Annotated in this window: 10 protein-coding genes, 1 tRNA gene and 1 pseudogene; 7 read left to right on the top strand and 5 right to left on the bottom strand. The window is 56.4% G+C overall.

The annotated features are described in order from the left end of the window. The 3 genes and pseudogenes from ACWB12_RS11900 to ACWB12_RS11890 all read right to left on the bottom strand — a co-directional run. Positions 1-261: pseudogene (locus ACWB12_RS11900) on the bottom strand (tyrosine-type recombinase/integrase); the annotation flags it as partial. Beyond that, complete coding sequence (locus ACWB12_RS11895) at positions 258-674, bottom strand: hypothetical protein (protein ID WP_479530303.1); 417 nt, start codon at positions 672-674, stop codon at positions 258-260. The gene ACWB12_RS11895 and the pseudogene ACWB12_RS11900, both read right to left, overlap by 4 nt. 155 nt (positions 675-829) lie before the next feature. Next, a tRNA-Arg gene (locus ACWB12_RS11890) sits at positions 830-906 on the bottom strand. Positions 907-1,179: 273 nt separating this feature from the next. On the opposite strand from ACWB12_RS11890, the gene ACWB12_RS11885 reads away from it, so the two are divergent. Continuing rightward, positions 1,180-2,142: an efflux RND transporter periplasmic adaptor subunit gene (locus ACWB12_RS11885; RefSeq protein WP_479530302.1), complete on the top strand. Its 963-nt coding sequence runs from the start codon at positions 1,180-1,182 to the stop codon at positions 2,140-2,142. Beyond that, positions 2,135-5,347 (top strand): efflux RND transporter permease subunit, encoded by a 3,213-nt coding sequence (locus tag ACWB12_RS11880; RefSeq protein ID WP_479530301.1) that lies wholly within the window; start codon positions 2,135-2,137, stop codon positions 5,345-5,347. The genes ACWB12_RS11885 and ACWB12_RS11880 overlap by 8 nt, the downstream gene beginning before the upstream one ends. Positions 5,348-5,396: 49 nt before the next feature. Here the strand turns inward: ACWB12_RS11880 and ACWB12_RS11875 are convergent, their stop codons facing one another. Beyond that, a complete protein-coding gene (locus tag ACWB12_RS11875; RefSeq protein WP_479530300.1) occupies positions 5,397-6,461 on the bottom strand; it encodes a hypothetical protein in 1,065 nt (354 codons plus the stop codon). Between the two features lie 265 nt (positions 6,462-6,726). On the opposite strand from ACWB12_RS11875, the gene ACWB12_RS11870 reads away from it, so the two are divergent. Continuing rightward, entirely contained in the window at positions 6,727-7,752 is a 1,026-nt protein-coding gene (locus ACWB12_RS11870) for a LacI family DNA-binding transcriptional regulator (RefSeq protein ID WP_479530299.1), read from the top strand. On the opposite strand, the gene ACWB12_RS11865 is transcribed toward ACWB12_RS11870, so the two are convergent. Beyond that, complete coding sequence (locus tag ACWB12_RS11865) at positions 7,749-8,030, bottom strand: CBU_0592 family membrane protein (RefSeq protein WP_479530298.1); 282 nt, start codon at positions 8,028-8,030, stop codon at positions 7,749-7,751. The genes ACWB12_RS11870 and ACWB12_RS11865 overlap by 4 nt on opposite strands. A 215-nt stretch (positions 8,031-8,245) precedes the next feature. On the opposite strand from ACWB12_RS11865, the gene ACWB12_RS11860 reads away from it, so the two are divergent. From ACWB12_RS11860 to ACWB12_RS11845, 4 genes are all read left to right on the top strand, one after another. Then, a complete protein-coding gene (locus ACWB12_RS11860) occupies positions 8,246-10,705 on the top strand; it encodes a heavy metal translocating P-type ATPase (RefSeq protein ID WP_479530297.1) in 2,460 nt (819 codons plus the stop codon). A 72-nt stretch (positions 10,706-10,777) separates the two neighbouring features. Continuing rightward, on the top strand, positions 10,778-12,289 hold the full coding sequence (locus ACWB12_RS11855; RefSeq protein WP_479530296.1) for a malonate--CoA ligase: 1,512 nt from the start codon (positions 10,778-10,780) through the stop codon (positions 12,287-12,289). Positions 12,290-12,336: 47 nt separating this feature from the next. Next, positions 12,337-12,876, top strand: coding sequence for an RNA polymerase sigma factor (locus ACWB12_RS11850; RefSeq protein WP_479530295.1), 540 nt, complete (start codon positions 12,337-12,339; stop codon positions 12,874-12,876). Beyond that, positions 12,873-14,111 (top strand): vWA domain-containing protein (locus ACWB12_RS11845; RefSeq protein WP_479530294.1); only part of this gene is annotated, 1,239 nt, incomplete at its 3' end. The genes ACWB12_RS11850 and ACWB12_RS11845, both read left to right, overlap by 4 nt.

Below are 14,111 nucleotides of genomic sequence, written 5' to 3'. Positions count from 1 at the left end.
CTCAGCTGGCTTTAGATCGTCAGGCTCAATCGAAATAGCCTGATCGATCCGCGCCGCCGTCTCGAACATGAAACGCACCAAAGCAGCATTGTATGGATCAGCAACCCTGCAGAACGCATCAATCCATTCCTTGTCCGCCGCGGTGCGCTCCACACGGCTCGGTTTGCTACGCCGCTTGTCCTGAGCAATCCGCTCAAAATTGTCGTAAGACTTGACGCGGATTGTTGGCGTGTTCTTCAGGTCATGGGCATTGTTGATCACTGCACTGGCGGGCGTGACAATCTCCCGCCACCATGTGTCCGTACCCCGGCCACAGTGGCCCCCGTACCGGGGCCAGATTGGACGGGGGCCACTGTGGACCCCGTCTCAATCTCAGGCTCCAGCGTGGGGTCCAGCGCCTCAACTTTGGTCAGATCAATCCGGTAAACGACCGTAAATCCGTTCTTGCAGGTCCGCGAGCCAGTCTCGACTAGAATACCTTCCTTAAGGAATTCGCGCACGGCTCGCTTGACTGTGGTCTCTCCCAGCTCGGTGTGCCGCTGAATCGTTCCTTTAGAACACCAGATGCCTGAGCCATCGTCGCTCGCCTTGTCAGCCAGAAACATGATGATCTGCTTGCGCGTTGCGCTGCCGAACTTTCGTTCCGCGCATGTATTCGCAACCCGCCAGCTCATTGGAAGGCCCCCAAGTGCGCAAAGACGTGCGAAATTTGTACAGGTTTTGTACGAGATTTCCGCCGTTTCAGCAGAATTCGGCGCGAAAGCTCACGGGACTTTCTGCAAGCTCCTGCATAAAGCCATGTAAACAGGCCATATTTTAAAGGTGTTTTTGGTGACCCCGACTGGATTCGAACCAGTAACCTGCCCCTTAGGAGGGGGCTGCTCTATCCAGTTGAGCCACGGGGCCACGCGAGAACGGGATACGCATAATCCCGAATGATTTCCATCCCCAAAATCAGATAGCCCTTAGCCCACGGTGACTAAATCCATTATATTTTTATCGCCCATTCACTAAACTGCCGTATATGGTGGCTCGAATTTGGTGGGTTTACTTGACAAATCTTGTTTGATAAACACATTCGCGAATACGAATATGTTAAGAATTCAGCGCTTCCCTTACTGGCTCTCCTGCCGCAAGATAGGCCCATTCTGCCGTCGAACAGGCAAAAGGACACTCGATATGAAACTTACCCTGCCCCTCATCATCGCTTTGCTTGGCGCAAATATTGCCCACGGCGAAACCATCATACTGGCCCCACAGCCGATCACAGAATGGAAAGCCGTTTACGGCGTGGTTGAAACCCGTGACCGTATTCCAGCCCGCGCCCGCATTGGCGGCACGATTGTCGAACTGGACGTCAGCGAAGGCGATATCGTCACCGAAGGGCAGCGGATTGCCTTGGTCAAAGACGACAAGTTGGAGTTTCAACTGGAAGCACTGGACGCCCAGATCAGCGCGCTTGAGGCCCGTTTGAAAACCGCCGCCGAGGATCTGGTGCGTGGCGAAGCGTTAATCCAGCGCGGTACTATCACCGCGCAACGTCTTGGCCAGCTGCAATCGCAAGTCGATGTTCTGAACGGTGAAATCCGCGGGGTCGAGGCACAACAATTGGTGATCAAACAGCAAGTGGCCGAAGGCGAGGTTCTATCCCCCGAGGCAGGCGTTGTTCTGTCCGTCCCCCCCGCAAAAGGGTCGGTTATCACCCCCGGCGAAGGCATTGCCGTGATTGGCGGTGGCGGCGCTTTCCTGCGTCTGTCGGTGCCTGAACGCCACGCGACAGCGTTAAGCGAGGGCGACGAGATCATAATCGGCGAGGGCCAGACCGGCCGGCTTGCCAAAATCTATCCTCAGATCGAAGGGGGCCGCGTGTTGGCCGATGTCGAAGTGTCCGGCCTTGATGACCGGTTCATCGGGCGGCGCGTGCCTGTGCGCCTGCCAGTGGGGGAACGCACAGCATTAATGGTGCCGCAATCAGCCATCACCATGCACGGTGGCATTGATTTTGTGACAATCGAAGTGAATGGCGCGGCGATGCGACGCGCTGTGGTTCTGGGGGCCAAAGTGACGCGTGACGGTGAAGTCTGGCTTGAAGTTCTGACTGGCGTTGCCGCTGGTGATGCACTGGTGACCGATCATGAGTGAGAACCACACCGGACAAACCGGCGCACTGGGCATTGCGGGCCGCCTGACCCGCAAATTTATCGCCTCGCCATTAACCCCGCTTCTGCTGCTGGCCTCTTTTGCCGTTGGCATGATCGCTCTGGTAAGCCTTCCACGCGAGGAAGAGCCGCAAATTTCAGTGCCTTTGGTCGATATCCATGTCGAAGCGGCGGGCCTAAAGGCCGAAGACGCGGTGAAACTGATCACCGAACCGCTGGAATCCATCGTCAAAGGCATTGATCAAGTCGAACATGTCTATTCCTCGACCCGCGACAATCAAGTTATGGTCACCGCGCGTTTCATCGTTGGCGTTGAATCCGAAACCGCGATTTTGCGTGTCCACGACAAACTGCGCGCCAATATGGACCGCATCCCTGTCGGCATCCCCGAACCGTTGGTGGTGGGGCGCGGCATCAACGATGTGGCGATTGTCACGCTGACATTTTCGCCCAAATCCGGCCAGGATGCGATGACGGCCAATGATCTGACCCGCATCGTGCGCGAAGTTGAATCCGAGGTTAACAAAATCGACAACGTCGGGCTGACCTATATGGTCGGCGAAACCGGCGAGGCGCTGCGCGTTGCCCCCAACCCCGAAAAGCTCGCACTTTACGGCGTGACCCTGCAACAGTTGGTGGGCAAGGTGAAGGGTGCAAACTCCGCCTCCCCTGCCGGAAGCGTGCGCGATGGCGGCGAACAGATCAGCCTGATCTTGGGCGACACCCTGTCCACCCCCGACCAGATCGGCAACCTGAAACTAACCTCACGCGATGGGCGCCCTGTTTATGTGCGCGATGTGGCTGACGTCAGCTTTGTCACCGATTTGGACGAGGTGCATGTATCCACGCTGCACCGTGTGGGCGAGAACGGGATCGATCGTATGCCCGCCGTCACATTGGCCGTGGCCAAACGCGCGGGTGCCAATGCGGTGACTGTGGCCGAGGCGATTTTGCACAAGGTCGAAAGCCTTGAGGGTAATCTGATCCCTGACAGCATCGACGTTGAGGTCACCCGTGATTACGGCGAAACAGCCGATGAAAAAGCCAACGAGCTATTGTTCCATCTGGGCCTTGCCACTGTTTCAATCGTCGCACTGGTGCTGATTGCAATCGGCTGGCGCGAGGCAATCGTGGTCGCCGCCGTGATCCCGATGACCATTTTGTTGACGCTGTTTGCCGCGTGGTTGATGGGCTACACCCTGAACCGCGTGTCGCTGTTTGCGCTGATCTTTTCCATCGGGATTCTGGTGGATGACGCCATTGTGGTGATCGAAAACATCGCCCGACATTGGGGGCTGAAACGCAAAGGTCAAAGCCGCTTTGGGGCCGCCATTTCAGCAGTCGCCGAGGTGGGCAACCCCACCATCGTTGCCACCCTGACCGTTGTGGTCGCCCTGCTGCCGATGCTGTTTGTATCCGGCCTGATGGGGCCATACATGAGCCCGATCCCCGCCAACGCCTCCGCCGCGATGATATTCTCGTTCTTTGTCGCCGTGATGGTCACCCCGTGGCTGATGATGAAGGTCGCTGGCAAGGCCGAAATGCACCACGACGAGGACGCCGAAGCAGGTGGGCGTTTGGGCAAACTATACACCGCTGTTGCCCGCCCCTTGTTGAAATCCAAAGCGGCCAGCCTGACATTCTTGATAGTCGTTATTGTTGCATCCTTTGGTTCGCTCGCTGCGATTTACACCCGCGACGTGACGGTCAAACTGCTGCCGTTCGATAATAAATCCGAACTGTCGATTGTGATCGACCTGCCCGAAGGCGCGTCGGTCGAGGCCACAGACGCCGTGGCGCAACAAGCCGCGAGGATTGCGCTGGGGCTGCCCGAAGTCGTATCGGCTCAAACCTATTCCGGCACCGCCTCACCGTTCAATTTCAACGGGCTGGTGCGCCATTACTTCCTACGCCAGTCACCCGAATTGGGCGATGTGCAGATCAATCTCGAGGCCAAAGACGAACGGGAACGCTCCAGCCACGAAATTGCACTGGAACTTCGCGAATTGCTGGCCGAAATGGATGTGCCGCCGGGCACCAACATTAAAACGGTTGAACCCCCCCCCGGCCCGCCAGTGATCGCCACCCTGTTGGCCGAGGTTTACGGCCCAGACGCCGATACCCGCCGCGAGGCTGCCCGCCGCATTCGCAAGGCCTTTGAGGCCGTGCCTTATGTGGTCGATGTCGATGACAGCTTTGGCGTTCAACCCCGCCGGATGCGGGCGGATCTGTCGCCCGATGATCTGGAATTTTACCACGTTCAGGAAAGCGATGCGCTGGACACATTGCGCCTACTGAACAGCCAGATCACCGTTGGTTATTCACACCGTGGGCAGGGCCGCCAACCGATCCCGATTGTGGTCGGTCGTGACCGCAGCGACCGCGTGATTGACGAACGAATGATGGCCACCCCCGTGCCCGCCAACGTGTTGCCCGGGGATCGTGGCGTGGTCGAGTTGGGCGATGTGGTGACCATATCCGAGGAACGCGCATCCTACCCGATTTTCCGCCACAACGGACGCTATGCCGAAATGGTAATGGGCGAAATGGCAGGACAGTTCGAGGCCCCGCTCTACGGCATTTTAGCCGTGGCCGAGGAATTGGACAAGATGGACTGGTCAGACATGGAAAAACCGGTGATCAGCCTGAACGGCATGCCCACAGACGAGAGCAAAACCACCCTGTTGTGGGACGGCGAATGGGAGGTCACATGGGTCACCTTCCGCGATATGGGCGCTGCCTTTGGCGTGGCGCTGCTGGGCATTTACATCCTGGTGGTGGCACAGTTCGGATCGTTCCGCCTGCCGCTGGTGATCCTGACGCCGGTGCCGCTGACCTTCCTTGGCATCATGTATGGCCACTGGCTGTTTAACGCGCCGTTTTCAGCCACCTCGATGATCGGTTTCATCGCTTTGGCGGGGATCATTGTGCGGAACTCGATCCTGTTGGTAGATTTCATCAGGAACGAGGGCGAGGGCCGTGTTGATCTGGATATCCTGATTGCCGCGGGCGCAACACGCTTCAAGCCGATATTGCTGACCGCGATTGCAGCAATGATCGGCGCTGGCGTGATCCTGACCGACCCGATCTTTCAGGGCTTGGCAATTTCGCTGCTGTTCGGACTGGCCACATCGACCATCCTGACGGTTCTGGTGATCCCGGCGATTTATCGGGTCTTTAAGATGTGAAAATAGGGGCGCGTGAAATTGCGCGCCCTACAGTTTTCATGCCCCAACCTTACGGATAACCAAACCCTGTTAAATCATGGGCGATGATTTCATTAAATAACCGCTGAACTAGCTCAAAGTCGGCTTGGCAAGGTTTATTGCTGGGAATTACAACCCTGACAATGACACTATTATCCACAAAGGCCTCGATCCCGCTGCCATCAACTCGTTGCTGCCCAACAAAACGTTTGGTGTTGCGACGCAGAAATGCGTATTCGCGCGCACCATCCTCACCGCCGGATTTAGCCCAGCTGCGGCCTGTGTTTTTGGCCTCATAGATAGTGTTGGGTGCCGCTGACAGCTCAATATGAACCCTGCATTGGCCAATTTTCAAATCTGCAGCAGCAGCGGGAAGGCTGACTAAAAGCAATGCTATAGGAAGCTTATTGGCGGTTTTAGTTTGGGGATAGATCATCTTTCGCGTCGCCATTGGCGGTGACGGGATGATAGCGGCCAAATCGCTAGATTGGATTGCCAATAGATCCATAAGATGATCCAGTGCAGCCGCATGATCAGAAAGGGCCGCCGCATCCAGTATGGCGCTGACATCTAAACCCAACATTGCCTCTGCAAAATCATCGGTTGTGGCAGGGCCTGCTTGGAATACCTCTTGGGTTCGGTTTCCGCTGGCGGTTAGTGCGATGGCACCAGCAGCGCAGCCATTTAAATTGCCTGAGGATCGCATAATTTTCCAGTTCTCATTTTCAAAAAACCGGAACAAGTCAGGTTTTACCGTCCCGTTTGCAACACCTTTTTGTGTTGAAGCAATATGCTGACATTGATGAGAGGAATTTGTTGGATTAAAGGAAAGATTGATATTTAACGACTGCGCTGCATTTTTGCAGATAACATTGATTTGCGGAATTACCGCGATCCCGCGTCGCTGCAGTAATTTTGAATTATCATTGGTCTGACAGTCCCAGCCCCGCACTTCGGGGATCAGGGCTGCCAATTCATCATTCAGTTGCGTTGCGCTGTTTTGGGCTTTGGTTCGGGCGGCGCTAAGGTCCTGCGCGGCCAACTCTGTTACAAAAACAGCGAACACCAAAGCCTGCAATATAGTTAATACTTTCAACACAAAATGTCCCGTTTGCTAACTCACACTAACTTCAGATGCAGTCTAGGCCTAGACTGATCCAAAGCTAAACCAACGGGTTGTATTTTTCCAGAATAAAGGGGAGCGAAGTTGGCCCACCGCTCCCCTTTATTATATCCTAGCATGTGCCTTGCAGCACTTACTGGATAATTCTGTTAGCGGTAACATAACCAAAACATCAACCTTGGACAAGTTGGAATTTCACGTTAACAAGGTTTAACTGGCCAAACAGGAATGCCCATCCGTGTCACCACAACACAACCCGTCCAAACGCCCCCTGACCCTGCGCGATGTATCCGAAGCCGCAGGGGTCAGTGAAATGACTGTCAGCCGCGTGTTGCGCAACCGTGGTGATGTTTCCGACGCAACCCGCCTGAAGGTCACCAAAGCCGCCAAATTGCTGGGTTATGTCCCCAATAAAATCGCCGGCGCACTTGCCTCGCAACGGGTCAATCTGGTGGCGGTGATCATCCCGTCGATGTCAAACATGGTGTTCCCCGAAGTGATGACCTCGATCTCCGAGGTGCTGGACGAAACCCCGTTGCAGCCGGTGATCGGCGTCACCAACTATTCGCCAGAAAAAGAAGAGGCCGTGCTGTTTGAAATGCTGTCATGGCGCCCGTCCGGTGTTATCATCGCGGGGCTGGAACACACGGCAGCGGCGCGTGCGATGATGAAAAATGCCGGTGTGCCAATTGTCGAGATCATGGATCTGGATGGCGATCCGATTGACGCCATTGTCGGTGTGTCGCAACGCCGCGCAGGGCGCGAAATGGCCGAGGCGATCATTGAGCATGGCTATCGCAAAATCGGGTTCATGGGCACCAACATGCCGCTGGATCACCGCGCCCGCAAACGGTTTGAAGGCTTCACCGAAGCGCTGGCCAAGGCCGGTATCGAAATCGCGGATCAAGAATTTTACTCCGGTGGCTCGGCCCTTGTGAAAGGCCGCGAGATGACCGAAACCATCCTAAAACGCACACCCGATCTGGATTTTCTGTATTATTCAAACGACATGATTGGCGCGGGTGGTTTGCTATACTGTCTTGCCAACGGCATTGATGTGCCGGGTCAGGTCGGACTGGCGGGGTTCAATGGTGTCGAACTGTTGGATGGGTTACCCAAACAACTGGCCACCATGGATGCCGAACGCCACCAAATCGGGCGCATCGCCGCCGAAATTATCGCGGCACGGGCAAATGGTAACGATGTTGAAGCACGCATCGAACTGACGCCAAAGTTGCAATTTGGTGATACATTGAAACGCTAAAGCTTGACGCTAGGGTTGCGCCGCACCAGACGTAAAATGATTGCCAGTGTCGACATACAAATCCAGAAAATCTGAACCATTGCCGCCGCCAGATTAAAGCTGTTGGTCAACCCGACCAGAACAAGCGACGCCGCACAGAAATTTATCGCAAAATACGTCAGGCTGTCACCAGTCAAAACCCTGAACGTCAGCAGCGTGTAATTCAACACATATAAAAAGAATCCCACCACCCCGAGCAACTCGAAAATGCTTTGTGAGTAATAGAGGTATTCCATCATTCTACTTCCAAAATGTGATGCTTAAAATTGTATTAAATATACTTCTGCCTAACATTTTTATTGAAATTGGTCAGGTGGGGGATTCCTTACCTTACGTCAATTGACTGGTAATGGGCTAACATCCGAGTTGGGTTTCTCACACATCTCCACTTGACCTTCCAGTAACTAGAGGGTCTATCTGAATTCTGAACAAACACTCAAAAGTCGGTGACCCAATGAACGATCAAACTGTAACGTCATTCCAAATCGAAGGTTTGAACTGTGCGTCTTGCGCCGGACGCGCCGAAAAGGCGCTGAATGCGATCAAGGGCGTGACCAAGGCCACCGTCAATCTGGCCGCGGAAACCGCGCAGGTTTCCTATGATGCACCCGCCGATACCCACGCCATGATCAGGGCCCTGTCCGACGCCGGATACCCCGCCGCCACCCAAGAGGTGACGCTGGAAATCGAAGGCATGAGCTGCGCCTCCTGCGTTGGGCGTCTGGACAAGGCCATCGCTACCAGCGACGGGGTGGTGGATGTGTCGGTGAACCTCGCCACCGAAACCGCAACTGTGCGTTACGCCACCAAGGCCACAACTGTGGGCGAAATTATGGCCACCGCCACCGCCGCAGGATACCCTGCCAAACCAAAGTCGGGCGAATCCGCCGATGTCGATGATCGTGCAGAGCGAAAAGCCAGCGAAATCACCCGCCTTGGCTGGCTCACCCTGATCGCAGCATTACTGGCCCTGCCGGTGTTTGCCATTGAAATGGGCGGCCATTTCATCCCTGGTGTGCGAGACTGGGTCAACGCCAACATCGGGGCGCAAAACAGTCGCCTCTTGCAATTCGTCCTGACCACGCTGGTGCTGTTCGGCCCAGGCTTGCGGTTTTACAAAATCGGCTTCCCTGCGCTGTTCAAGGGTGCGCCTGAAATGAACTCGCTCGTGGCGCTTGGCACAGCCGCCGCCTACAGCTTTTCTGTGGTCGCCACTTTTACCCCGCAACTCCTGCCCCAAGGCACCGATAACGTCTATTTCGAGGCCGCGGCAGTGATCATCGTTCTGATCCTGTTGGGTCGCTACCTAGAGGCCCGCGCCAAAGGGCGCACAGGCGAGGCGATCCGAAAACTGGTCGGCTTGCAGGCCAAAACCGCACGGGTTGAACGGAGTGGCAAGGTGGTGGAACTGGCGATTGAAGACATCGTGCAGGGCGACATTCTGCATGTCCGTCCCGGCGAAAAAATTGCGGTGGATGGTATTGTGCTCAGCGGTGAATCTTATGTCGAGGAAAGCATGATCACCGGCGAGCCCGCACCGGTCAAGAAAACCGAAGGCGCGGATGTGGTCGGCAGCACCATCAATGGCGAGGGCGCGCTGACCTTTCGCGCCACGAATGTCGGGGCCGACACGGTGCTGGCGCGGATCATCCAGATGGTCGAGATGGCCCAAGGCGCCAAGCTGCCGATTCAGGGCATGGTCGATAAAATCACCGCCATCTTTGTGCCCGCCGTACTGGTGGCCGCCGCTCTGACCTTCACGCTCTGGTTCATCTTTGGCCCCGCGCCTGCGCTTAGCTTTGCCTTGGTTGCCGGCGTATCGGTTCTGATCATCGCCTGCCCCTGCGCGATGGGTCTGGCCACGCCGACCTCAATCATGGTCGGCACGGGCCGCGCCGCCGAAATGGGGGTTCTGTTTCGCAAAGGCGACGCGCTGCAAATGCTGCAAGAAGCAAGCGTAGTGGCGCTGGATAAAACCGGCACCCTGACAGAAGGGCGTCCCGAATTGACTGACTACACCGTGGCCAAAGGGTTCCTGTTTGACGACGTTCTGCGCCTTGCAGCAGCGGTTGAATCCACATCCGAGCATCCAATTGCCAAGGCCATTGTGCGGGCCGCTGCCGAAAAAAACATGACCTTGCCAATGGTCACCGACTTCACCTCGATCACCGGATACGGGGTGCGCGCTGTCGTGGACGATAAACAGATCCTAATTGGTGCTGACCGCTTGCTGACCCGGGAGGGGATAGAGTTCGAAGCGTTTCAAACCCAAGGCAACGAGTTGGGCCAATCGGGCAAAACCCCGCTCTATATCGCCATTGACGGGGTGGCCGTGGCGGTTCTGGCCGTGTCGGACCCGATCAAGGGAACCACCCCCGCTGTGATCAAAACCCTACATGACCTAGGCCTGAAGGTTGCGATGATAACCGGCGACAACCAGGGCACCGCAAACGCCATCGCGCACGAGTTAGGCATCGACCATGTCGTTGCCGAAGTGCTGCCCGACGGCAAAGTCGCCGCCCTGAACGAATTGCGCGGTGAGGGCACAACACTCGCCTATGTCGGCGACGGCATCAACGACGCGCCAGCCTTGGCGACCGCCGACGTTGGCATCGCCATTGGCACCGGCACCGATGTCGCGATCGAGGCCGCCGATGTGGTGCTGATGTCGGGTGACCTGAACGGGGTGGTCAACGCCTTTGACATCAGCCAGCGCACCATGCGCAACATCAAACAAAACCTGTTCTGGGCGTTCGGCTATAACGTGGTGCTGATCCCCGTTGCGGCGGGCCTGCTGTATCCGTTTTACGGCACCATGCTGTCCCCCATGCTGGCGGCGGGCGCGATGTCATTGTCCAGCGTTTTCGTGCTGACCAATGCGCTGCGGTTGCGGTGGGTGAAACAGGCGGTGTAACACATGCGGTTTTGATTTGCGCAAACCCCGCATCCATGCGCAAACTGCGGTTAAGTAACCGCAGGAAACCCGATGCCAAACGCCAACCTCTACGCCCTTTTTGCATCACGCTTCCCGCCCGACCGTAGCGCCCCTTTTCTGGAACACGCCCGTGGCATCACCAGCTTTGCGCAACTTGACGACCAATCCGCGCGCATTGCCACCGTCCTGAAAACCAATGGTGCTGCCAAGGGCGATCGCATCATCGTGCAGGTCGATAAATCCCCCGAGGCGGTGATGCTATACCTCGCCTGCCTTCGCGCCGGTCTTACCTTTATCCCGCTCAACCCCGCATATACCATCGCCGAGGTTGCCTATTTCATTCAGGATGCTAACCCGCGCGTCGTGGTTTGCGACCCGCACTCCGAACCTGAAATTAGCGCATTATGCAGCACAACCCTGACGCTTGATAGTGAGGGCAATGGCAGCCTGATTGACCAGATGAACGCCGCCCCCGCTGACCCCGAAATCACCCAATGCACTGGCAGCGATCTCGCCGCGATCCTGTATACCTCCGGCACCACGGGGCGCTCCAAGGGGGCGATGCTGACCCATGACAACCTTGCATGGAACGCGCTTGTGCTGCACCAATATTGGCAGTGGCAACCCGATGACGTGCTGCTGCACGCGCTGCCGATCTTTCACGTCCACGGGCTGTTCGTTGCCCTGCATTGCGCACTGCTGAACGCAAGCAAAGTGATCTTTCACGACACCTTCAACACCGACAACATCATTGCAGCTCTGCCCGATACCACCGTTCTGATGGGCGTGCCCACCTTCTATACCCGCCTGCTGGACGCCGCAGACTTCAACGTCGAAACTTGTAAAAACATGCGCCTGTTCATCTCGGGGTCGGCCCCGCTGCTGCCTGAAACCTTCGCCAGATTTGAACATCGTAGCGGCCACACCATTCTGGAACGCTATGGCATGACCGAGGCCGGCATGATCACCTCGAACCCTTACGTCGGCCAGCGTATTGCCGGCACCGTCGGTGCAGCCTTGCCCAGTGTCACTGCCCGCGTTGCCGATGCAGAAGGCAATGAAATCCCGCGTGGCGAGGTTGGTATCCTTGAAATCAAAGGCCCTAATATCTTTGCAGGTTACTGGCAAATGCCGCAAAAAACCGCCGAGGAATTTCGCCCCGACGGGTTTTTCATTACCGGCGATATGGCCACGATGGACACAGACGGGCGCATTGCCATCGTTGGCCGCGCCAAGGATCTGGTGATCACCGGCGGCTATAATGTTTATCCAAAAGAGGTGGAACTGGTCATTGATGCAATATCAGGCGTCAAGGAAAGCGCCGTAATCGGCCTGCCCCATCCCGATCTAGGAGAAGCCGTAACAGCGGTTGTCGTTCTGGATGGGGATGCGGCGATCACCGAGGCTGAAATCATCGCCGACCTTGCCGGATCACTGGCAAAATTCAAGCAGCCTAAGCGAGTTATATTCATCCCTGAATTGCCCCGCAACACGATGGGTAAGGTGCAGAAAAAAGCACTGCACGAAACCTATGCCGATCTTTATCAGCCCTTAAAAAAATAAATTCCAAGGATTGACGCCGCACGTCCGTCTAACCAATTGTGATGCGCATGGAAACCACAGACGAAACCTTGGCCCAAGCGGCGGCAGATGGTGATCGCGATTCATTTTCGCTTTTGCTACAGCGCAACTATGACCGCCTGTTCGGCCTGTGTTTTCGTTTGACCGGAACCCGTGCGGACGCCGAGGATCTGACGCAAGACATCTGCGCCGCCCTGCCCGCCAAACTGGGCAGTTATAAACGACAGGCACGGTTCTCGACATGGCTGTATCGCGTCGCGGTGAATGCAGCACACGACAGGCGGCGGCGCTTTGCCACCCATGCCCGCGCCGCCGATGGCTGGGGCGATTGGGAGGTGAACCGCGTGGCCACCAACAAGGAAACCCAAGACGGGATGGATTGGTTAACCCAAGCCATGTCCAGCTTGTCACAAGAGTTGCGCGACACGCTGGCGCTGACGTTAGAGGACGAGATGACACACCGTGAAGCAGGCGAGGTTCTGGGCGTGTCCGAGGGAACAATTAGCTGGCGCATGGCCGAGGTGAAAAAGCACCTGCGCGTGATGCACCAAGAGGAGCAAAAGGCATGAGTGATGATCTGACGCACCTGAAAGACGCAATGCGTTCGGCAACGCCCGAGCCGTCCAAAAAGGATGCCGATCTGGCGCTTGCGATGAAAAATTTTGATGATATGCAAAATTCTCGCCAAGGATCGGCGAACGAAGCCCGTCTTACTCCTGATCACCCGACAATAACGTCGCGGTTTACATCAGGAGTAATTCATATGTTTCATTCCCTAACCACCCGCGGCGCATTGGCTGCAACCACCTCAATCACCGCCGTTGGCATCGGTATCTTTTTCTATGCGCAGCAAGGCAACATCCGCTTTGATCTGCCAAAACCGGATACCGTGGTGGCCGAGGTTCCTGTGGATGAGACACTGCGTAAGGATTCTGTTGAAACGGTCGTGGAAGCCGCTCCTGTCGCTGAAGCACCCGCTACAGCACAGATCGATACACGGCGAACACGCGAAGCCGACGAGCTTGGCAAAGAAGAAGGCTTTGCTGCCGGTGCTAGCACTGCACCAGAAGCCGAAGCGGACGGCATAAAGGCCGAAATCGCCCCGCCTGCGGCCCCCGTAATCTCCCGTCTATCGCCCCCCTCTCCTACTCTCGGCATTGTTTCCCCCATGCCCGACGACACAGTTATTGTAGCCGAACCCAACACCGAAGCCTTCGCCAACGCCGATGCTAACCCCGTCAAAATCACCACAGACTCCCCCGTCTCGACCTTCTCGATTGATGTCGATACCGCGTCCTATTCGGTGATGCGCTCCTCGCTGATGAACGGCTACCTGCCCGATGCGCAATCCGTGCGGATCGAGGAAATGATCAACTATTTCCCCTATGATTACCCCGCGCCAGACGCAAACGAGGCCCCGTTCAAACCCACCGTCACCGTGTTCCCGACCCCGTGGAACGCAGGCACACAACTGGTGCACATCGGCATTCAGGGCACCATGCCTGCGCTGGAGGATCGCCCACCACTGAACCTTGTGTTTCTGATCGACACATCGGGATCAATGGCGACGCCCAACAAACTGCCGCTGTTGATCCAGAGCTTCCGCCTGATGCTGTCCGAACTGCATGATGATGACGAAGTGTCCATCGTCACCTATGCAGGCAGCGCTGGTCAGGTTTTGAAACCAACCAAAGTGTCAAACAAAATCGCAATCATGGCCGCCTTGATGCGTCTTGATGCGGGCGGCTCAACCGCCGGTCAGCAAGGGTTGCAACAAGCCTATGCAGTGGCCGAAGAAATGCGC

Source organism: Profundibacter sp. (assembly GCF_056498605.1).
The sequence above is the reverse complement of the archived record's forward strand: the minus strand, read 5'-3'. Positions and strand labels throughout refer to the sequence as shown.